The organism is Agarivorans sp. TSD2052 (genome assembly GCF_023238625.1).
Taxonomy (GTDB): Bacteria; Pseudomonadota; Gammaproteobacteria; order Enterobacterales; family Celerinatantimonadaceae; genus Agarivorans.
Window position 1 is genome coordinate 1 of sequence record NZ_CP096670.1, and the last position, 20,763, is coordinate 20,763.

A 20,763-nucleotide genomic window follows, 5' to 3' on the forward strand; every position below is an offset into this window, starting at 1 on the left:
GTGAGTGGGTCTCTTTGGCAACAAATCTTAGTTCGTTTACAAGATGAATTGCCGGCAACAGAATTTAGTATGTGGATCCGACCACTGCAAGTCGAGCAAGATGCTGAGCTATTGGTATTGTACGCGCCCAACCGGTTTGTGTTGGATTGGGTAAAAGACAAGTACCTGATTCGCATAAACGCTTTATTGGAAGAGTTTTGCGGCAACGATAAACCTAACTTGCGATTTGAGGTGGGTAGTCGTCCGGTAAATATTCCGTCAACCACCAAAGCAAAAGCGTCTCCGGTTCAAGCCGGAGTGGGTAATGCTCAAACTAACTTTAACGATAACGGAAAAAGTTGGGATAAAGAGCCTGCGGTTAAATCGGCGCTAGAAGCAAATCATCGAAATAATATCAATGCCACTTATCAGTTTGATAACTTCGTTGAAGGTAAGTCAAATCAACTCGCTAGGGCAGCTGCTACCCAAGTGGCCAATAACCCCGGTGGCGCTTACAACCCACTATTTCTCTATGGGGGTACCGGCTTAGGTAAAACTCACCTATTGCACGCCGTAGGTAATGGCATCATTGCCAACAAAAAGAATGCAAAAGTGGTTTACATGCATTCTGAACGGTTTGTTCAAGATATGGTAAAAGCTTTACAAAACAATGCGATAGAGGATTTTAAGCGCTATTACCGCAGTGTGGATGCTTTGCTTATCGATGACATTCAATTTTTTGCCAATAAAGAGCGTTCGCAAGAAGAGTTCTTCCATACTTTTAACGCGTTGTTAGAAGGTAATCAGCAAATTATTCTCACCAGTGACCGTTATCCAAAAGAAATTGATGGCGTAGAGGATCGACTCAAAAGTCGATTTGGTTGGGGTCTAACGGTGGCTATTGAGCCTCCTGAGTTAGAGACCCGGGTGGCGATCTTGATGACCAAAGCAAACGAAAATAACATTCGTTTACCGGATGAGGTGGCGTTTTTTATTGCTAAACGCTTACGCTCTAATGTGCGTGAGCTAGAAGGGGCATTGAACCGAGTTATTGCCAACGCCAATTTTACTGGTCGCGCAATTACCATCGATTTTGTTCGTGAAGCCTTACGCGATCTACTGGCTTTACAAGAGAAGCTGGTCACCATTGATAATATTCAAAAAACGGTCGCAGAGTATTACAAAATTAAGATAGCTGATTTGTTGTCAAAGCGGCGTTCTCGGTCGGTAGCAAGACCTCGCCAGTTGGCGATGGCGTTAGCTAAAGAACTCACCAACCATAGTTTGCCAGAAATTGGCGATGCCTTTGGTGGGCGCGACCACACCACGGTATTACATGCATGTCGTAAAATTAATCAGCTTAAAGAAGAAAGCCACGACATTAAAGAAGACTATCAGAATTTGATTCGCACCTTATCGTCATAATTGGAGAGGCGTTTTTAAGTATGCAATTTAGTATAAATCGGGAACAACTGCTTAAACCTTTACAGCAGGTGAGTGCCGCATTAGGTGGGCGCCCAACTATTCCTATTTTAGGTAATGTATTGCTCGACATTAGTCATCAACAATTATCTATTACAGGTACCGATATGGAAGTTGAGCTTATTGCGACACTTCCCTTAGAAAATGCGGTGAACGAAGGCCGAGTAACCGTGCCAGCTAAAAAGTTTGTGGACATTTGTCGTGGCTTACCCGATGGATGTGAAATTAGCTGTAAAGCAGATGATAATCGATTGGTTTTAAAATCTGGTCGAAGCCGTTTTTCTTTGGCCACTTTACCCGCTAGCGACTTTCCTAATGTTGAAGACTGGCAAAGTCAGCAGGTTATTCAGTTGACTCAAGGTCAGTTGAAAAACCTGATCGACAGTACGCAGTTCTCTATGGCTAGCCAAGATGTTCGTTATTACTTAAATGGCATGTTGTTTGAGACCGATGAAAAAGGTCTTAAAACTATCGCCACCGACGGTCACCGCTTAGCATTAGCAGAGCAACGTTTCGATGCACCTCTGCAAGCCCAGCAGGTTATTGTGCCGCGTAAAGGCGTTACTGAACTCTCTCGCTTACTCGAGCATGAAGACCAACTGGTAGAGCTGCAGATCGGTAGTAATAATATACGCGCTAGTGTGCAGGGCTTTACCTTCACCAGTAAACTGGTTGATGGTCGCTTCCCTGACTATCGCCGTGTATTGCCAGCGAATAGTGATAAGGCTCTAATCTCAGGCAGAGAAGAGTTGAAGCAAGCTTTTTCGCGAGCTGCCATTTTGTCTAATGAGAAGTTTCGCGGTGTGCGTTTACAGTTAGAAGCAGGTACTTTAAATATTACTGCCAATAACCCAGAACAAGAAGAAGCCGAAGAGATTCTCGATGTTGACTATGATGCTGAAGCCTTAGAAATTGGCTTTAACGTTGTCTACGTATTAGATGTATTAAATGCACTTAAGTGCGACCAAATACGGATTAATATGAGCAACAGTAATAGCAGTGCGTTAATTGAAGATAGTGAGCAAAGTGGTAAAGCGATGTATGTTGTTATGCCAATGCGTTTGTAAATCTTTAATACAATGCATATACAAAGCTTAGGCTTACAAAATTTTAGAAATATCGAAAACGCTAGTCTCACATTTAACCCAACGTTAAATGTGATACTAGGCCCGAACGGTAGCGGTAAAACCAGTATATTAGAATCGATCTTTTATCTTGGGTTTGGTCGCTCCTTTCGCAGTAATCGTGCTAGTAAAGTTGTTGCTTACCACAAAGACAGTTTTGTTGTATTTGCTCAATTGACCGAACATAAAATTGGTCTGCAAAAATTCAAAAATGGTGAAACAACGTTAAGAATTAATAAAGAAACAGTGCGGAGTCAGTCGGTGCTAGCGTCGTTATTGCCGATACAAATTCTTCACCCCGAAGGCTATGGCTTAGTCGACGGAAGCCCAAAGTATCGTCGGGCTTATTTGGATTGGGGAGTGTTTCACGTGGAACATCAGTTTCATGTGGCTTGGCAAAGCTATAAGCGTGTATTAAAGCAACGCAACGCACTGATTAAACAAACGCGCCAATATGGCGAATTGGCTTATTGGGACAAGCAGTTGGTAGAGTTCGCTGCACTGGTAAGCCAGCAGCGTGCAACATATATAGAAAGTATTAAGCCTGCGCTAATGAGCTTGGTTAAAGAGTTTCTACCTGAGTACCAATTTGATTTGGCTTTCTACCAAGGTTGGGATGAAAAAGCCAATTTGGCAGAGTTATTACAATCTAATTTTCAGCGTGATCGAATGTTGGGTTATACCCAAGTTGGCCCTCACAAAGCTGACCTGAAATTTAGGTTTAATGGTATTAATGCAGTAGATGTAATTTCGCGGGGGCAACTAAAGTTGTTTGTATGCGCATTGATTTTAGCGCAAGGGCAACATGCTCAGCAGCATAGCGGTAGGCAAACTGTTTATCTAATTGATGATTTTGCCGCCGAACTTGATATGTCTAAACGACAGTTGTTAGCAGAATGCTTGCAACGAAACGGGTCACAAGTATTTGTATCTGCTATTGAAGAGCAAATGCTAGATGGATTTGATTTAGAAGGATGCACAGTGTTTCACGTGGAACATGGTGTTATCAGCGACTATAAAACGAGAGTAAAACATGGCTGAAAATGAATATGGCTCATCGAGTATTAAGGTCCTAAAAGGTCTTGATGCAGTAAGAAAACGTCCTGGAATGTACATTGGTGACACCGACGATGGTTCAGGTTTACACCACATGGTATTCGAAGTCGTAGATAACTCTATCGATGAAGCATTAGCTGGACACTGTCAGGATGTAGTAGTAACCATTCATAATGACGGTTCGGTGTCAGTATCCGATGATGGGCGTGGTATCCCTGTTGATATGCATGAAGAAGAGGGGGTTTCAGCAGCAGAAGTTATTATGACTGTACTGCACGCAGGCGGTAAGTTTGATGATAACTCTTATAAGGTATCTGGTGGTTTGCACGGTGTAGGTGTTTCGGTGGTGAATGCACTATCGATAAAACTACAGCTTACTGTTAAGCGCCAAGGGCATGTTTACGAGCAGTTTTATACCCTAGGTGAACCTGATGCGCCACTCGCTGTTGTGGGCGATACCGATAAGACCGGTACCGAGCTACGCTTCTGGCCAAGTAATGAAATATTTTCTGATACTAAGTTTCACTACGATATTTTAGCCAAGCGCTTACGTGAACTTTCGTTCCTTAACTCTGGTGTATCGATCATCCTAAAAGATGAGCGCGATGATAAGCAGGACCACTTCATGTATGAAGGTGGTATCGAAGCGTTTGTCTCTTACTTAAACACCAACAAGACACCGATTCACCCAAAAGCATTTAGCTTTAACTTCCAGCGTGATGACGGTATTGCTGTAGAACTAGCAATGCAATGGAACGATGGCTTCCAAGAAAACGTATATTGTTTTACTAACAACATTCCTCAGAAAGACGGTGGAACTCACTTAGCGGGTTTTAGAGCGGCGCTAACCCGTACTCTTAATAGCTATATGGAGAAGGAAGGCGTTAATAAAAAAGACAAGAACAATGCTACCGGTGATGATGCTCGTGAAGGTTTAACCGCCGTTGTTTCAGTTAAAGTGCCTGATCCTAAGTTCTCTAGCCAAACTAAAGACAAGCTCGTGTCCTCTGAAGTTAAGTCTGCGGTTGAACAAACCATGGGTGAAAAACTTAGCGAGTACTTACTAGAGCATCCTTCAGAAGCTAAAATCATTACGCAGAAAATTTTGGATGCTGCGCGTGCGCGTGAAGCCGCACGTAAAGCTCGCGACATGACTCGCCGTAAAGGTGCGCTAGATTTAGCTGGCTTACCAGGTAAGTTAGCCGATTGTCAGGAAAAAGACCCCGCCCTTTCTGAACTATACATAGTGGAAGGAGACTCGGCGGGTGGCAGTGCTAAACAAGCGCGTAACCGCAAAAACCAAGCTATTTTACCATTGAAGGGTAAAATTCTTAACGTAGAGAAAGCGCGTTTCGACAAGATGCTATCTTCGCAAGAAGTTGCCACCCTAATTACTGCTATGGGTTGTGGCATTGGTCGCGATGAATATAACCCAGACAAAACCCGTTATCACAACATCATTATCATGACCGATGCTGATGTGGATGGCTCGCACATTCGTACTCTATTGCTGACTTTTTTCTACCGTCAAATGCCTGAGATTATTGAACGTGGTTATATCTACATCGCCCAGCCTCCTTTATATAAAGTGAAAAAGGGTAAGCAAGAGCGTTATGTAAAAGATGAAGAGTCGTTGACTGAATACCTAACAAGCTTAGCCTTAGATAATGCTGGCCTTTATGTAAATGCTGAAGCGCCTGCAATTAGCGGTGAACAGTTGGAAGGATTAGTGACTCAATACCGTCGAGTGTGGAAAAACAACGAGCGTTTGTCTCGCCGTTACCCCATCTCTTTGCTGAGCCAAATGGTTTATCAACGCCCACTTAATGTGGAAGAGTTGAAGCAAGCAGAGGTACTAGAGCAATGGGCCGAAGAACTAATCGGGCCGGTGAATGCTGAACTACCAAGTGGTAACTACTATTCAGTAGAAATAGAAAAACACGAAGAACGTGAAATTTACTACCCGGTAGTAACGCTTCGCCAACATGGTGTGGATGTGTCATTTAAGTTTGAGCCAGAGTTCTTCGCTTCACATGATTACCAAGATATCTGTAGTCTGTTTGCAAAACTAAATAATTTAGTTGAAGAAGGGGCTTACATTAAACGTGGTGAAAAAACCAAGCCAGTAAAAGGATTTGAAGAAGCCCTTAACTGGTTGATGGCTGAGTCGCGTCGAGGTTTGTATATCCAACGTTACAAAGGACTGGGTGAGATGAACCCTGACCAACTTTGGGAAACGACCATGGACCCTGAAACTCGTCGTATGTTGCAAGTGACAGTAGAAGATGCGATTGCTTGTGACCAGCTATTTACTACCTTGATGGGTGACCAAGTTGAGCCGCGCCGAAACTTCATTGAAGAAAATGCGCTAAACGTTGAGAACCTTGACGTGTAGTTATTAGCGTTTGTTTGAAATACCAATAAAAAGGCAATATGAAAATATTGCCTTTTTTGTACTTGAAAGCTTAAATAACCATCCCCATATATAGTTATAACAGGATGCCATAGCGATGGGTCTTGTAACGAAAGGGACGCAGCAATAGCGCTGGTCCAATACAATTTATTGCTCTATGAGGATAATATATATGCGTAACCAATATGACTTTTCACCCCTTTATCGCACTTCTATTGGCTTTGACCGCTTAGCGAGTTTCATTGAAGCGGCTTCTAATCAAAGTGCCCAGTCTCAAAACAACGGCTACCCTCCATACAATATTGAAGCGGTAGACGAAAATCATTATCGAATTACTCTGGCTGTAGCTGGCTTTGCTGAAGATGAGTTATCTATTGTGGCGCAAGAAAACGCGTTAGTGGTAACCGGTACTAAACAGAAAAAAGCTGAGCAAGTTAAGTTCTTACATCAAGGCATTGCTGAGCGCGGCTTTGAGCGTAAATATCAAATTGCCGATCATGTTAAAGTGAAAGCGGCTAATTTAGAGAATGGTTTACTGTATATTGATTTGGAGCGAGAAATACCTGAAGCTCTGAAACCAAAGCAAATCCCGATTAACGGCAAGCTAAATTCAGTAGAAAGCTTAGAAGCTAAATCGGCATAATAAGCTTAATCAGATAATGAATGAAAAGGGCCTACGCAGGCCCTTTTTTAATGTCTTATTCAGCGAGTAGCGGATTGACCACTGAAGCCAAAATCTCAATACCGCGTTTTACATTGGCTTCGCTTTGAGCAAAGTTAAGGCGAATACATTCTTGGGTATGTCGCCAGTTGTTACTTACACCAGGGAAGAAGTAACTGCCGGGCACAATGAGTAAGCCTTGTTGTTTGAGCTGCTGATATAACTGCTTGTCGCTAATGGGTAAGTCTTCAAACCAAAGCCATAAAAACATGGCGCCTTCTGACTTATGAATCCTAAACTTGCTAGAAGGAATAGCTTGTTGCAACCACGCCATTGCTTGCTGCGATTTATGCTGATAAAAAGGGCGAATAATGTTGTTACTGGCATCTAGCAAGCTGTTGTCTTTGAGCATTTCGTTGGCGAGAGCAGGGCCTACGCTGCCGGGCGATAAACTAATAATCCCAGACAAGTTACTGATAGCTTTTATTGTTTCTGGCTTGGCCACCACAATGCCGCAACGTGTACCAGGTAAACCCAGCTTCGATAGGCTCAAACACAAAATAGTATTGTCATCCCAAAATGGGCTAGCCTGCTCGGTAAAAACCAGGTTTGGAAAAGGTAAGCCGTAAGCGTTATCAATCAGTAAGGGGATTTGATGCTGCTTAGCTAGCTGTGACAGCTTGCCAATTTCGTGGTCAGTGATGACATTACCAGTGGGGTTGGTTGGCCGAGAAACACATATTAGGCCGATTGACTCATCTAAGCTTAGGTTCTCAAAATCTACATGGTACTTAAACTGACGATCAGCTAAAAACTCGATAGAGGGCTTGTTGCCAATAAATAAGTCTTCGTTAATTCCACTGTCTTCATATCCGATGTATTCAGGCGCTAAAGGAAACAATACCCGCTTGTGATTTTTGCCTTTACCCGCAAAAAGATTGAAAAGGTAAAAAAATGCGCTTTGACTGCCGTTTGTTAGTGCAATATTCTCTTCATTTATATCCCAGTGAAACTGCTCTCTAAAGAAGTGCGCCAGGTTAGAAATGAAAGCTTTGTTTCCTTGCGGGGCGTCGTAGTTACACAAGGCATTAAGCAATTGGCTATTTTCTAGGCTTGTACGAAGGTGCTGTTCAAAGATTTCGGTCATTTCGGGGATTTGCGCAGGGTTACCGCCCCCAAGCATAATCATTTCGTCGCCGGCACGGATACCCTCGTCAAGATCGTCCATTAACTGAGTTATACCGGCGTGGCGAGTGAATTTATTACCGAAATCTGAATATGTCATAGGGTACCTCTTTTCATCAAGGCGTCACCTTAACAAAGTTTGCTTTTGAATAGCAAACGACGATACGTAGTATTTCCCCTGCTTATTATAGCTACTAGATTGCTAGGTAAAAAAAAAGCGGCCTAAGCCGCTTTGGGAAAATCTAACTTAAAGCTATTTAGCGTGTTGCCCCGCGTACACGATGACTACAGCGTCATCACCTTTGCGTCGTTCAAATACATAAGGCGCTGCACTGAGTTGTTGGTGTTGACCTGATCCCACTGCTTGATGGCGTTTACGGAATTGCAGTAGTTTCTGCCAGTGTTTGTGCACGGCTAAACGTTGTTCGTCTAGTTGATCCCAATTCATGTCTGAACGGGTTGCTTGATGTTTGTCTGAACTACGAGGGCCTTTTTCTCGGGCCGTTTCGTCACCGTAGTAAACTTGCACTGCGGTAGGCATGAGCAAGAAGGCCGAACCTAATTGCTTTTGCTGATCGAGATCTTTACTGATACTGCCGTAGGCGAGGCGAGTATCATGAGATGACACATAGCTCAATACCTTGCCATCTCGCTTGCCAAGCACGTCTGAGTAGCGTTGATAGCCATCTTGCATGTCAGTTAAGCAGTTCATGCCTTTTTTGGCTAGCTCTGTTTGATAAGTAAAGTCGATCAATGAATCGAAGCCACTATCAAACAAACGAGAGTTGTTTAGGCCTTGGCCCCAAAACTCACCGGTCATCCAAAACTCATTGTCATCCAGTACTTTATCCGGGTTGTTTTGTTTCCATTCTTGGAAGGCTTGATTAGAGGCTAGTTTAAGTGCTTGCCACGCTTCTGGCTCTACGTGTTTAACGGTATCAGCTCTGAAACCATCGATGCCATATTCACGCACCCAATCGGATAGCCATGTGACTAAGTAGTCACGTACTGTTGCGCCGGGAATTTCCACTGCTTTGGTATCAGCTTTGTTTTTATAAAACGGCGGTAAACCTACCACCTTGTCTGATTCAGTTTTAAAGTCAGGTAGATAGGCAAGAGACATTTCTAAATCACTAGGTCCAGGATTAGGGTAACCAGAAATATCGGTTCTAACCCAGTCTGGCCCCCACCATTTTACCCATTCGTTACGGTTTCCATAATCGATATAGTCATTAAAGCTGTGCCATGTCTCCCCTTTGCCGGGTGACCAGTCGGTCCATTTTTTACCGAGATAATTCTCGATAGGCACATCATATTCTTGGGTCGCACCGAAACCAAACTCTTGCATGTCGCTCAATGTGGCGTAGCCGGTATGGTTCATCACAATATCCATGACGACACGAATTCCGCGAGAGTGAGCATCGTCGACAAACTGCTTGAATTCTTCGGCTGTTCCCATGTTTTGGTCCATCACCGTGTAGTCTTGAACATAGTAACCATGATAACCGTAGTGTTTGAAGTCGCCGCGCATACCCCCGCCAACCCAGCCGCGAATTTGCTCGTATGGTGCGGTAATCCAGATTGCATTTATGCCTAAGTTTTCAATGTAATCGAGTTTTTCGCTAAGGCCGGCGATATCGCCGCCATGAAAGGTTCCAACCTCATTTTTTCCGTCTTTGCTACGACCATAGCTATTATCATTGTCAGGGTTGCCGTTGTGAAAACGGTCGGTCATAACAAAATATACTGAGGCGCTGTCCCAGCTGAACGCGTCATCTTGTTTGGTAACAGATTCAAGCAACAACAACCCGCCACTTTCAGGCGAGGGGGTAAAGGTGACTTTACCTTGATAAACAGTACTCATTTGACCGCTATAAAAATCTTTAACCGCGGTACCTTCTTCAAAACTATTAGCAACATCTACTGTGATGGGCTGACCGTCCCATTGTAAGCATTGCGCGCTTTGAGTTAATGCTTGGTTAGCACTGCTTGCTGCAGGGCTAGTATTGGCTTCGTTTGAGGCACAGCCCACGATAGCCATGCTGACTAAACAGCCTAGTAAGGCTGGTTTAATGACTTGCTGCATTATTTACATCCATATAGTGTTGTTGACCGTTAAAAAAAAAGCCCCTTTAAGGGGCTTTAGCAATAAGTAAGCAGAGCTTACATTTCAACTTTTTCGATGTAAACTTCTGGGATTTCGCCAGACCAATCCATGAAGAAACGGTAAACACCATCTTCTTCTGGAGTAAATTTGAAGTTATCAAACGCTGAACATTTGTTTGATTGACGACGTTCGCCTAGTTTGATGTCAGCTTCTCCAGATAGGAAACCGAAGTTAGTACCACATTGCCATGCAGCATCACCAAATTTCCACTCGTACGGTTGGCCATCAGCAATTAGAGGCTCGTCTACTGGAGAGGTTGCACTCCAAAGGTGCTCTTTACCTTCAACTGGCATCAATTTGAATTCTGGAGCTGCATCCCACCAAGTGAATACACCACGTAAGTACACATCTGTACCCAATTTACCGTTTGCGTCGCCGCCGCCTGAAGCACAACCAGCAGCAATAACTGTGATTAGCGCTAGAACACCTGCTTTCAAGATATTTTTAAGCATTTCCAATTCCTTTATATTTTTATAGCTTTCCTTTGTCTTTGCAGACAAACATTACGTAATGAGCTGAACTCGAGACTAGTTATAGCCGAGCTTGGCTGGAAAAAACGTGCCAAGCTCACACTACGAAACTGAAAAGGATTTCAAGGTTTTAGGCATTTTCTTAAAACAGTTAACTAGATCAAAAAAAACCGCTTATTCCAAAAAATAAGCGGTTTAAATTTAAGCGCTAAGTTACCTGCTTATTGGATTAAAGAAATATCAGCAATTTCTAAAAACAACTGGCGTAACGAGTTCAGCAGGCTTAAACGGTTAATTTTTAGGGCGTCGTCTTCGCTCATTACCATCACATTATCAAAGAAGTTATCTCCCACTTCTCGAAGTGCGGCTAATTCGATCAAGGCTTGTTGATAGTCGCCTTTTTCTAGCAGTGGTTTAAGTGTTAAGGCCATCGCGCTAACAGCTTCAGCCAGAGCTTGCTCTTGCGGCTCTTTCAACAAGCTCGCATCAATTTGCGGTTTAACAAAGTCTGGGTTCTTCGCCAGAATGTTAGACACCCGCTTGTTGGCAGCGGCTAAGGCTTGTGCTTGCTCTAAAGAGCGGAAGTGACTTACCGCTTTAACCCGTTTATCTATATCGGCGGGCTTAGTGGGTTTGCGCTCTAACACAGCAGCGATAACACTTGGGTCTACGCCTTGCTCTAAGTACATGGCTTTAAGACGCGCATAGACAAACTCAATGAGTTGAGCATGCACTTTGGCTTGGGCAGCTTGGTCCAGTTCGATAGGCAGTAACAATAAGGCACTGTTAATCAAAGTATCTAAATCAAGGTCAAAGGCTTTGTCTTGAATGATACGAATAATACCTAAACTAGCACGGCGCAGTGCAAATGGGTCTTTGTCGCCTTTAGGTAATTGACCAATTGCAAAAATTCCGGCAAGAGTATCTAGCTTGTCGGCAATAGCGACCGCTGACGCAACCTTTGACTCAGGCAGCTTATCGCCAGAGAAACGTGGCCAATATTGCTGGTTTAATGCGTTAGCTACGTCTTCGTGCTCGCCGTCAAACTTAGCGTAGTACATGCCCATCACACCCTGGATATCAGGGAACTCTAGTACCATTTCACTATTTAAATCTGCTTTAGACAGTAAGCCGGCACGTTGTGCGTGTTGGCTGTTGGCGCCAATTTCGGCCGCAATCTGTGCGGCTAATTCTGACACTCGGTTTGATTTATCTAATAGGCTGCCAAGTTTTTGCTGAAACACAACCGTAGCCAGCTTGTCTAAGCGACTGTCTAAACGTACTTTTTGGTCGGTTTTGAAAAAGAACTCTGCGTCAGCAAGGCGAGGGCGTACAACCTTTTCATTGCCTTCAATAACCTGCTTAGGATCTTTGCTCACAATGTTAGAAACAAAGATGAAACGTGGTAGCAAGTTACCTTTGGTATCTAAAATAGGGAAGTATTTTTGATTATCCTTCATGGTGTAAATCAGTGCTTCAGCGGGGACTTCCAAGAACTTGTCTTCAAAGCTACCCACCATGGCTACTGGCCACTCTACTAAAGAACAAACCTCTTCTAGCAGTGCTTCATCTACTTCAACCACGCCGCCTTCACGAGCCGCTTCAGCCTCTACTTGCTCTTGAATAATGGCTTTACGTTGTTGGTAATTAACAATGACTTTTCCGCGACGATCTAACTGTTGTACATAATCATTAGCGTGATTCAGTTCGAATTCTGCTTCACCCATAAAGCGGTGACCACGAACGGTACGAGCAGACTCGATACCTAAGATATTTCCTTGCACCAACTTCTCACCATATAACATAGTGATGGTGTGTACAGGGCGAATAAACTGAGTTGTTTTTGCACCCCAACGCATTGGTTTAGGGATCGGTAACTTGGCTAAAGCATCGGCCACTAAATCCGGGATCAGCTGGTAAATAGTTTGTCCGCTGATCTCTGCTTTGTGTAACAGCCATTCACCTTTGTCGCTAGTTAAGCGCTCGGCTTGTTCTACTGTTATTCCGTTGGAGCGAGCCCAACCTTCTGCAGCTTTGGTAGGTTTACCTTCGCTGTCAAATGCGCTACTTACCGCGGGACCACGTTTTTCAACGACTTTGTCCGGGGTTTTTTCACTTAATGCTTGAACTGACAAGGCTAAGCGTCGCGGGGCTGCAAACCACTCTACGCGAGTAAATTCGAAGCCTGCTTTTTCAAGACCTGCTTGCACATTCGCTTGGAAAGATTCAGCTAAACCGCGTAATGCTTTTGGTGGCAATTCTTCGGTGCCAATTTCTACTAATAAGTTTTCGTTGCTCATGATGCCTCCGTTATTTCTTGTCTTTGCATAAAGGGAATCCAAGCTCTTTACGAGCATTGTAATACGCTTCAGCAACCGCTTTGGATAGGGTTCTTACCCTTAGGATAAAGCGTTGACGTTCGGTAACAGAGATTGCGTGGCGAGCATCTAACAAGTTAAAAGCATGAGACGCTTTCATGACTTGCTCGTATGCAGGTAAAGGTAATCCCGCTTCAATCAATTTTTCGCTGTCTTTTTCACACTGGTCAAACTGAGCAAACAGTGCGCTGGTATCGGCATGTTCGAAGTTGTAGGTTGATTGCTCAACTTCGTTTTGATGGAACACATCACCGTAGGTCACTTTGCCCATAGGACCATCGGTCCATACCAGGTCGTAAATGCTATCGACGCCCTGAATGTACATGGCTAATCGTTCTAAGCCGTATGTGATTTCCCCGGTGACGGGTGAGCACTCTAAGCCACCTACTTGCTGGAAGTAAGTAAACTGAGTGATTTCCATGCCATTTAGCCAGATCTCCCAACCTAAGCCCCAAGCGCCCAAAGTAGGGGATTCCCAGTTGTCTTCTACGAAGCGAATATCATGCACTTCTGGGTTGATACCCAATTCAACTAGTGAGCCTAAGTAGAGCTCTTGAATGTTATCTGGAGATGGCTTCATGACTACCTGAAATTGGTAGTAATGCTGCAAGCGGTTTGGGTTTTCACCATAACGACCATCGGTTGGACGACGACATGGTTGTACATAAGCACTATACATCGGCTCAGGTCCGATAGAGCGCAAAAAGGTTTGTGGATGAAAGGTGCCAGCACCTACTTCCATGTCTAAAGGCTGAACAAGTACACAGCCTTGGCGGGCCCAGTAGTCCTGTAACGCCAGTATTAGGCCCTGAAAAGTTTTTATATCGTATTTATGCATGATTAGTGTCGCGCGTATGAAAAATAGTCGGTTTTATAACTGACGGAGTATACCTCAGCGAGAGATTAGACCCTAGTGCTGTTGCGTCTTGAATTGCTGATAAATTAGACTTTTTTTAAAAAAGTGGCTTAACTGCCTTTCTTTATCAGATATTGGTAGGGTTTTTGGTCAACTTTTTGGGCCATTAATGTGTGATCCATAAATTCACAAAAACTAACCATATCGCGTGTGGTCGAAGGGTCATCGGCTTCAACCAATAAGGTTTCGCCTATCTTGATGCTACGAATGGTTTTTCTTACCATCATCACCGGCTCTGGGCAGCGTAAACCCAAAGCATCAAGTTGATGGTCTGCTTGCTTAAAATCTATCTCTTTACTCATTGGCTATTCGTCTTAGTTGTTCACTTTTTTATTGTATAACAGGAAGTGATTAACTTTCATCTGTCAACGTTGACGATTGCAATAATTCATGGAGATAAAACATCGGGACAAAAAAACGAGGCTTAAGCCTCGTTGGTTTTTTATCTGATTCGTTGTTCGTTATTTGAATCGAAGAATATAGCGTTAGACATATCAAACATCAGCTCTAGGTTTTGTCCGGTGACGGCCGGCTTGTCTGGGTCTAAACGACAGCTTATTTCTTTATCATTGAGGGTGACTAAGGCAATGGTATCGGGGCCAGTGGGTTCAAGTACACCGAGCTTAAGGCTGAGTGTTGTCACCAAGGGCTTATCCTTTTTATAAGGATTAACATGGGTGATTTGTTCCGGTCTAATCCCTACTACTATTGATTTCCCGGCGTAATTACTCAAATGCTCTGGTAAGGGTATGGTGTGCTGTTGCTGTTGGTCACACACCAATGAGCCGACTAAGCCATGCTCATTTTTTTCTACGCTGCAATGCAAAAAGTTCATTGCTGGTGAGCCCATAAAACCTGCCACAAACATATCTGCTGGGTCATTATAGATTTCTGCGGGGGTGCCTAGTTGCAGCAGCTCGCCGTCTTTCATCACCGCAATACGGTCAGCGAGGGTCATCGCTTCAATTTGGTCATGTGTCACATAGACAATGGTGGTGCCTAGGCGTTGATGCAGTTTTTTAATTTCGTGACGCATTTCTACTCGAAGCTTTGCATCTAGATTACTTAAGGGTTCATCAAATAAATAGATTTTAGGTTGGCGAGCGAGCGCGCGGCCCATGGAGACTCGCTGTTGTTGCCCCCCTGAAAGCTGTGAAGGTTTGCGGTCTAGCAGATGTTCAATCTGTAATAATTGCGCTACGCGAGTAATCTCTTTATCGCGATCATCTTTTTCCATTTTTTGAATCTTTAGTGCAAATTCAATGTTTCCGCGTACCGTCATATTGGGGTAAAGCGCATAAGACTGAAATACCATGGCAATATTGCGGTCTTTAGGGGCTACATCATTCACCACGTTTCCGTCTATGCAAATATCTCCGCCGGTAATGCTTTCTAAGCCTGCAATCATATTCATCAAGGTTGATTTTCCGCAGCCCGAAGGGCCGACTAAAATCAAGAATTCACCCGAATTAATCGAGATATTGATATCTTCTAAGATGTTGGGGCCATTCTTACCGTAGCGTTTGTGGAGCTTTTTTATATCTAAGGTCGCCATTTACATTATCCTTTTACTGAGCCTGCGGTTAACCCGCGCACAAAATACTTTCCAGCCACTACGTAGACAAACAGGGTCGGTAAGGCCGCAATTATGGCCGCGGCCATATCAACGTTATATTCCTTCACCCCGGTACTGGTGTTGACTAAGTTGTTTAGCGCGACCGTAATCGGTTGGGAGTCTGAACCGGAGTAAACCACCCCAAACAAGAAGTCGTTCCATATTTGGGTGAACTGCCAAATGATGCAAACCATGATGATAGGTTTGGAAATGGGCAGCATGATTTTGAAAAAGATAGTAAAGAAGCCTGCACCATCAAGCTTGGCGGCTTTTACTAGCTCTGCCGGAACCGACACGTAAAAATTTCGAAAGAACAGCGTGGTGAATACCAAGCCGTAAACCACATGCACAAATACTAAGCCGGTGGTGGTATTGGCTAGACCAAATTTACCTAAGGTGGCAGCCATTGGCAGTAAGATCACTTGAAAAGGGATGAAACAACCAAACAACATCAAGGCAAAGAAGGTGTTTGAGCCTTTAAAGCGCCAATGTGCAATAACATACCCGTTAAGCGCACCAATTAAGGTGGAAATGAATACTGCCGGTACCGCCATTTTGAAGGAGTTCCAAAAATATCCTTTTACTCCTTCACAGGTGACTCCGGTACAGGCCGTTCCCCAGGCTTTAAACCAAGCATCAAATACCCATACCTCGGGCAATGACAACAAATTACCGCCGCGAATATCGGGTAAGGATTTAAAAGAAGTGAGTAACATCACTAACAAAGGCATTAAATAGATGGCGCAAAACAGCACTAAAATAAAGTAGATGAATAGACGACCCGGTGAAAATTTAGTCATGATTATTGCTCCCGGTTACGCAATTCTGAGTAAAGGTAGGGGACAAGGATCGCCAATACCCCCGCTAACATCATCATTGCACTGGCCGCTCCTAAGCCCATTTGTCCTCTAGTGAAGGCATGGGTATACATAAACAAAGCGGGTAAATCTGAGGAGTAACCAGGCCCACCAGAGGTTAATGCGGTCACTAAGTCGAAGCTCTTAATGGCAATGTGTGAGGTGATAATTACCGCACTGAAAAACACCGGTCGTAGGCAAGGTAAAATGATCTTCCAGTAGATAATTGGCATGCTTGCGCCATCAATTTGGGCGGCCTTAACAATGCTTGAGTCGATCCCTCTTAGGCCAGCTAAAAACATGGCCATAACAAAGCCTGAAGATTGCCATACTGCCGCAATCACCAAGGTATATACCGACATGTCGTTACTCACCAGCCAGTTAAATTCAAAACTGGTCCAGCCCCAGTCATGCATCATCTTCTCTAATCCCAACCCTGGGTTGAGTATCCACTTCCAGGCGGTTCCTGTAACAATGAAAGACAGTGCCATTGGGTAGAGATAGATGGTACGAATAGCCCCTTCTTGGCGAATATTTTGGTCAAGCAAAATAGCCAGTAAGGTACCTAAAATAATTGAAATAAGAATAAACAACACACCAAAAATCAGCAGGTTGATGCAGGAGGTGACCCAGCGATCGTTCTCCATTAATTTGTTGTATTGCAGTAAACCAGCCCACTTAAAATTAGGTAAAAAACGTGAGTGGGTCAGTGATAGGTAGCCGGTCCAAGCTACATAACCATAAATACATACCGTCACCAGCAATATAGAGGGCGATAAGATGATTTTGGGTAACCATTTTTGCAGAGTATTAAACATAGTACAGCCTCGTTCGAACTCCATGTTCAAACTAACAAGGTAATAGCAGGAGCAAGTTCCGACCGGCAGGCCGGAACTTTAGGGCTTATTGTGCGGCTTTAACTACACGAGCCAGTTTAACCACTGTCTCTTTAGGGTCACCGTTAGGATCGTTAAAGAAGTTAGTGACTACATCGTAGATGGCACCCTGTACATAGCCTGTTGTTGCTAAGCCATGAGCCATACTTGGTACTAAATCACCTGATTTATTACTGGCCTTAAAGGTCGCCATTGAATCTAAAGCACAACTATCAAATTTGCTCATATCCATATCGGTACGAACCGGAATAGAACCTTTGTTTAAGTTGAATACTTCTTGGAACTCAGGAGTAAGAATGGTTTTAGCTAAACTCTTTTGAGCAGTGACGTTATCGCTGTTGCTCAATTCAAACATGGCGAAACTGTCGATGTTAAAAGTAAATTGACCGTCGGTACCGGGTGCTGGTAAACAGACAAAATCTTTACCTGGTACTTTACCTGCAGCGATAAATTCGCCTTTCGCCCAGTCGCCCATAATTTGCATGCCGGCTTGGCCATTAATCACCATGCTGGTGGCAATGTTCCAATCACGGCCTGGTGAGTCACTGTCGATGTAGTTACTCACTTTCTTAAATACGGTAAATACTTCAACCATTTTGTCGCCACTAAGCACGGCGTCGTCATGCATGACAAAAGCTTTGTTGTAGTCTTCAGAGCCTAGGATGTCTAAGGCTATTGCTTCAAATACGGTGGCGTCTTGCCAGGCTTGGCCACCATGGGCTAGTGGAATAATACCCGCGGCTTTTAGCTTCTCTGCTGCAACAAAAAACTCATCCATTGTGGTGGGAATTTTTGCGCCGGCTTTTTCAAATACCGCTGGGTTCGCCCATAGCCAGTTAACACGGTGGACGTTTACTGGTACGGCGACATAATCACCATTAAATTTCATTACGTTTGTCACTACCGCAGGAACAACTTCATCCCATTTTTCTGCTTTAGCTACATCGTTTAGGTTACTTAGAAAACCAAGATCGGCCCATTCCTGAATATCATGGCCTTTAATTTGCGCTGCGGCTGGTGGGTTGCCCGAAATAGCACGCGTTTTAAGTACCGTCATGGCACTTTCACCGCCGCCACCGGCTACTGCGAAATCTTTCCAAGAGTGGCCTTGAGCCTCAAGCATTTCTTTTAGTACGCCTACTGATTTGGCTTCACCACCAGAAGTCCACCAATGGAGAACTTCTACTTCGCCTGCATAGGCTAAATTTAGAGCGCTGGTAAGTGCCAGGGTAGAGGCTAGAGTTGCAATTTTACGCATATTGATGCCTTTGTTATTTTTTTGTGAATTCCATTCCTTGTTTCAGCCACCTTACAGCGTTGGTTGGCTATTTATTAGACTAGACGAAACACTCTGATAACAAAGTAACCATTTGTAACCAAGTTGTTACAAATGGCTTATTTAATGTGAGGTAGTTGGAGTTTTACTTCTAAACCTCCTTGGGGAAGGTTTTGTAAGGTGATATCACCACCATGTGCATGGGCAATATTGCGTGCAATGCCTAAACCCAAGCCCGAACCAGAGTCGTCTTTGCTGAGTCGAACGTAGGGGTTAAATATATCAGTGAGTCGATCATTGGGGATACCCGGCCCGTGGTCAACAAACAATAAACACAGCTCAACGTCATCATCGAGCACATAGATTTCTATGCTATGGCCATATTTGATGCCATTTTCTACGAGATTGCTAATACAACGTTTAATCGCCAAAGGTTTACCGCGATAAGGCCCGATGGTTTCACCAAATACCACAACGTTACCAATGAACGGTTCGATACAGTGTTTAAGGTGAGTCATGATATTGATATCACTAAGGTTTTCATGGATATCAGTGTCTTTTACTGTTTGTAAAGCGCCCTTAGCCATGATTTCAAGTTCGTCTAAATCACGGTTAAAAGCATCTATCACGCTGTCATCATCCAATAGCTCGGCGCGTAAGCGTAGCCGCGTAATCGGGGTTTTCAAGTCGTGGGATATAGAGCGAAACAGCAATTCTCTATCTTCGATATAGCGTTTCAATTTACCTTGCATAGTATTAAAGGCGCGGGTTGCTTTACGAATTTCATCGCTACCTTCTTCTATTAAAGCGGGCTGAAATAAATCAATGGTAAGCCTAGATGCTGCTTTAGCTAAGCGCCTTAAGGGGCGAGTTTGACGGCGAACTAAGATAAAGGTGAAGAGCAACAAGAAGAACGTCATGAGGGCAATAAACATGACCCGATCTTTAGGCAACAAGTTATCTTCAAGCGTGATGTAGGGGGCCGGAAGTAGCGCCGCTAAATATATCCATTCGCCACTTTCTAAGGCAATTTGTGTCACTAATATAGGCGGGTTAAGAGGCTGTACTTGCAAAGTATGAGAAGCCCACGAAGTAGGAAGGTCTTGCAGTAATATGTCATTTTTCAGTACATGTAATGTCTCTGGCATTGAGAAATCTACGTCGATCTGCGTGCTACGATTGAGTTCACTATGTAATACTTCGCTGACGGTTTGGATTACCACGTTTTTACGATGGCTATCCGGAATAGAATCAATCTCAATATATTCTCGGTTGAGAGATACAAAGAAACGGGTACCGCCCATATTGCGTAATTGGTTTAATACAATATGGCGATACTCTGATGGCAAGGATTCAAAGAACGTCACGGTAGAGGCTAAGCTTAAGGCAAGGTTACGTGAGGTTGAGCTTAAACCTTCAGATTCTGCTTGACGCAGTTGATAAAACCAAATAAAGCTGCTGGCAGTTTGCGCTAAGCCAATCGCCAGTAATAACAGTAGCAGCATTCGAGCTAACAAAGAATTGGGCTTTGCGCGCTCGAAAAAAGCTTTAAACCTCATGGCTGACTTGAGTAACCATCATGTAGCCAGAACCGCGAATAGTGCGGATTAAACGGGTATGGCTGCCGTCGTCTTTTAAACGCTGGCGTAGACGGCTGATTTGCACGTCAATACCACGTTCCATTGGCAGGCTTTCTCTGCCGCGGGTAGCATCGCTAATGGTATCTCTATCTAAGGTTTGATTTGGGTGTTGTAAAAACAGCTGCAATAATCGGTAATCGCTGCTTGATAGCTCCAGCTTGTCGCCATCTTCATGCTCTAACTGTTGGGTTTGACTGTCTAAACGCCATTGGCCAAAGCGAATATAGCGTGTATTTTGTTGGGCATTGGCGGTCACTTGAGAGCGACGTAATAAGGCTTTAATACGAGCGAGCAATTCGCGCGGGTTAAAAGGTTTACCAATGTAGTCATCAGCGCCTAACTCAAGCCCTACGATTCGGTCCATTTCATCGGAGTTAGCCGTTAACATGATAATAGGCACGTTAGAGGTACGACGAATTTTTTGGCATAAGGTAAAGCCATCGTCACCCGGTAGCATTATATCAAGGATGATAAGTTCTGGTTCGTTGGTTTCCAGTAGCTTAGTCATCTCTACACCATCATTAGCGCTAATAACGGCAAAACCAGACTTGCTCAAGTATTGTTCAAGTAAGCTTCTTATTTCTAAGTCGTCATCAACGACTAATAATTGTTTAGCTAAAACCATGGGCCCTATTGCGGTTAAGTAGT

Annotated in this window: 17 protein-coding genes; 5 read left to right on the forward strand and 12 right to left on the reverse strand. The window is 43.9% G+C overall.

Features of this window, described 5'->3' with window-relative positions; all coding sequences use genetic code 11:
• The 5 genes from dnaA (at position 1) to M0C34_RS00025 (ending at position 6,697) form a co-directional block, all read left to right on the forward strand.
• Entirely contained in the window at positions 1 to 1,404 is a 1,404-nt protein-coding gene (dnaA, locus tag M0C34_RS00005) for a chromosomal replication initiator protein DnaA (RefSeq protein ID WP_248713623.1), read from the forward strand.
• Between the two features lie 20 nt (positions 1,405 to 1,424).
• Positions 1,425 to 2,528, forward strand: coding sequence for a DNA polymerase III subunit beta (gene dnaN, locus M0C34_RS00010; RefSeq protein WP_248713624.1), 1,104 nt, complete (start codon positions 1,425 to 1,427; stop codon positions 2,526 to 2,528).
• 12 nt (positions 2,529 to 2,540) lie between these two features.
• Positions 2,541 to 3,626, forward strand: coding sequence for a DNA replication/repair protein RecF (gene recF / locus M0C34_RS00015; protein WP_248713625.1), 1,086 nt, complete (start codon positions 2,541 to 2,543; stop codon positions 3,624 to 3,626).
• Positions 3,619 to 6,036, forward strand: coding sequence for a DNA topoisomerase (ATP-hydrolyzing) subunit B (gene gyrB / locus M0C34_RS00020; protein ID WP_248713626.1), 2,418 nt, complete (start codon positions 3,619 to 3,621; stop codon positions 6,034 to 6,036). The genes recF and gyrB overlap by 8 nt, the downstream gene beginning before the upstream one ends.
• Positions 6,037 to 6,226: 190 nt before the next feature.
• Positions 6,227 to 6,697 carry an Hsp20 family protein gene (locus M0C34_RS00025; RefSeq protein WP_248713627.1) on the forward strand — a complete coding sequence of 157 codons (471 nt, stop codon included), beginning with the start codon at positions 6,227 to 6,229 and terminating at the stop codon, positions 6,695 to 6,697.
• A 55-nt stretch (positions 6,698 to 6,752) separates the two neighbouring features.
• Here M0C34_RS00025 and M0C34_RS00030 read toward each other — a convergent pair whose 3' ends face one another.
• From M0C34_RS00030 to M0C34_RS00085, 12 genes are all read right to left on the reverse strand, one after another.
• Positions 6,753 to 8,000 carry a valine--pyruvate transaminase gene (locus M0C34_RS00030; protein WP_248713628.1) on the reverse strand — a complete coding sequence of 416 codons (1,248 nt, stop codon included), beginning with the start codon at positions 7,998 to 8,000 and terminating at the stop codon, positions 6,753 to 6,755.
• Positions 8,001 to 8,153: 153 nt separating this feature from the next.
• Positions 8,154 to 9,986: an alpha-amylase gene (locus tag M0C34_RS00035; protein ID WP_248713629.1), complete on the reverse strand. Its 1,833-nt coding sequence runs from the start codon at positions 9,984 to 9,986 to the stop codon at positions 8,154 to 8,156.
• Between the two features lie 77 nt (positions 9,987 to 10,063).
• Positions 10,064 to 10,519 (reverse strand): early set domain-containing protein, encoded by a 456-nt coding sequence (locus M0C34_RS00040; RefSeq protein ID WP_248713630.1) that lies wholly within the window; start codon positions 10,517 to 10,519, stop codon positions 10,064 to 10,066.
• Between the two features lie 239 nt (positions 10,520 to 10,758).
• A complete protein-coding gene (glyS, locus tag M0C34_RS00045) occupies positions 10,759 to 12,837 on the reverse strand; it encodes a glycine--tRNA ligase subunit beta (protein ID WP_248713631.1) in 2,079 nt (692 codons plus the stop codon).
• 10 nt (positions 12,838 to 12,847) lie between these two features.
• Positions 12,848 to 13,753: a glycine--tRNA ligase subunit alpha gene (gene glyQ, locus M0C34_RS00050; RefSeq protein WP_248713632.1), complete on the reverse strand. Its 906-nt coding sequence runs from the start codon at positions 13,751 to 13,753 to the stop codon at positions 12,848 to 12,850.
• Positions 13,754 to 13,881: 128 nt separating this feature from the next.
• Positions 13,882 to 14,133 (reverse strand): sulfurtransferase TusA, encoded by a 252-nt coding sequence (tusA, locus tag M0C34_RS00055; RefSeq protein ID WP_248713633.1) that lies wholly within the window; start codon positions 14,131 to 14,133, stop codon positions 13,882 to 13,884.
• 140 nt (positions 14,134 to 14,273) lie between these two features.
• Positions 14,274 to 15,386, reverse strand: a complete 1,113-nt coding sequence (locus M0C34_RS00060) for an ABC transporter ATP-binding protein (protein WP_248713634.1) — start codon at positions 15,384 to 15,386, stop codon at positions 14,274 to 14,276.
• 5 nt (positions 15,387 to 15,391) lie between these two features.
• On the reverse strand, positions 15,392 to 16,246 hold the full coding sequence (locus M0C34_RS00065; protein ID WP_248713635.1) for a carbohydrate ABC transporter permease: 855 nt from the start codon (positions 16,244 to 16,246) through the stop codon (positions 15,392 to 15,394).
• 2 nt (positions 16,247 to 16,248) lie between these two features.
• On the reverse strand, positions 16,249 to 17,121 hold the full coding sequence (locus tag M0C34_RS00070) for a carbohydrate ABC transporter permease (RefSeq protein WP_248713636.1): 873 nt from the start codon (positions 17,119 to 17,121) through the stop codon (positions 16,249 to 16,251).
• Between the two features lie 85 nt (positions 17,122 to 17,206).
• Positions 17,207 to 18,457, reverse strand: coding sequence for an ABC transporter substrate-binding protein (locus tag M0C34_RS00075; RefSeq protein WP_248713637.1), 1,251 nt, complete (start codon positions 18,455 to 18,457; stop codon positions 17,207 to 17,209).
• Between the two features lie 137 nt (positions 18,458 to 18,594).
• On the reverse strand, positions 18,595 to 19,980 hold the full coding sequence (locus M0C34_RS00080; RefSeq protein ID WP_305883144.1) for an ATP-binding protein: 1,386 nt from the start codon (positions 19,978 to 19,980) through the stop codon (positions 18,595 to 18,597).
• Positions 19,981 to 20,023: 43 nt separating this feature from the next.
• Positions 20,024 to 20,740, reverse strand: a complete 717-nt coding sequence (locus M0C34_RS00085) for a response regulator (RefSeq protein WP_248713639.1) — start codon at positions 20,738 to 20,740, stop codon at positions 20,024 to 20,026.
• Positions 20,741 to 20,763 lie beyond the last annotated feature (23 nt).

Excerpts from the sequence above, each read along its gene's own strand:
- M0C34_RS00085 (WP_248713639.1), bottom strand. The coding sequence starts at position 20,740 with ATGGTTTTAGCTAAACAATTATTAGTCGTTGATGACGACTTAGAAATA.
- M0C34_RS00060 (WP_248713634.1), bottom strand. The coding sequence starts at position 15,386 with ATGGCGACCTTAGATATAAAAAAGCTCCACAAACGCTACGGTAAGAAT.
- glyS (WP_248713631.1), bottom strand. The coding sequence starts at position 12,837 with ATGAGCAACGAAAACTTATTAGTAGAAATTGGCACCGAAGAATTGCCA.
- M0C34_RS00035 (WP_248713629.1), bottom strand. The coding sequence starts at position 9,986 with ATGCAGCAAGTCATTAAACCAGCCTTACTAGGCTGTTTAGTCAGCATG.
- M0C34_RS00070 (WP_248713636.1), bottom strand. The coding sequence starts at position 17,121 with ATGTTTAATACTCTGCAAAAATGGTTACCCAAAATCATCTTATCGCCC.
- M0C34_RS00065 (WP_248713635.1), bottom strand. The coding sequence starts at position 16,246 with ATGACTAAATTTTCACCGGGTCGTCTATTCATCTACTTTATTTTAGTG.
- dnaN (WP_248713624.1), top strand. The coding sequence starts at position 1,425 with ATGCAATTTAGTATAAATCGGGAACAACTGCTTAAACCTTTACAGCAG.
- glyQ (WP_248713632.1), bottom strand. The coding sequence starts at position 13,753 with ATGCATAAATACGATATAAAAACTTTTCAGGGCCTAATACTGGCGTTA.
- M0C34_RS00025 (WP_248713627.1), top strand. The coding sequence starts at position 6,227 with ATGCGTAACCAATATGACTTTTCACCCCTTTATCGCACTTCTATTGGC.
- M0C34_RS00030 (WP_248713628.1), bottom strand. The coding sequence starts at position 8,000 with ATGACATATTCAGATTTCGGTAATAAATTCACTCGCCACGCCGGTATA.
- tusA (WP_248713633.1), bottom strand. The coding sequence starts at position 14,133 with ATGAGTAAAGAGATAGATTTTAAGCAAGCAGACCATCAACTTGATGCT.
- gyrB (WP_248713626.1), top strand. The coding sequence starts at position 3,619 with ATGGCTGAAAATGAATATGGCTCATCGAGTATTAAGGTCCTAAAAGGT.
- recF (WP_248713625.1), top strand. The coding sequence starts at position 2,541 with ATGCATATACAAAGCTTAGGCTTACAAAATTTTAGAAATATCGAAAAC.
- M0C34_RS00040 (WP_248713630.1), bottom strand. The coding sequence starts at position 10,519 with ATGCTTAAAAATATCTTGAAAGCAGGTGTTCTAGCGCTAATCACAGTT.
- M0C34_RS00080 (WP_305883144.1), bottom strand. The coding sequence starts at position 19,980 with ATGCTGCTACTGTTATTACTGGCGATTGGCTTAGCGCAAACTGCCAGC.
- M0C34_RS00075 (WP_248713637.1), bottom strand. The coding sequence starts at position 18,457 with ATGCGTAAAATTGCAACTCTAGCCTCTACCCTGGCACTTACCAGCGCT.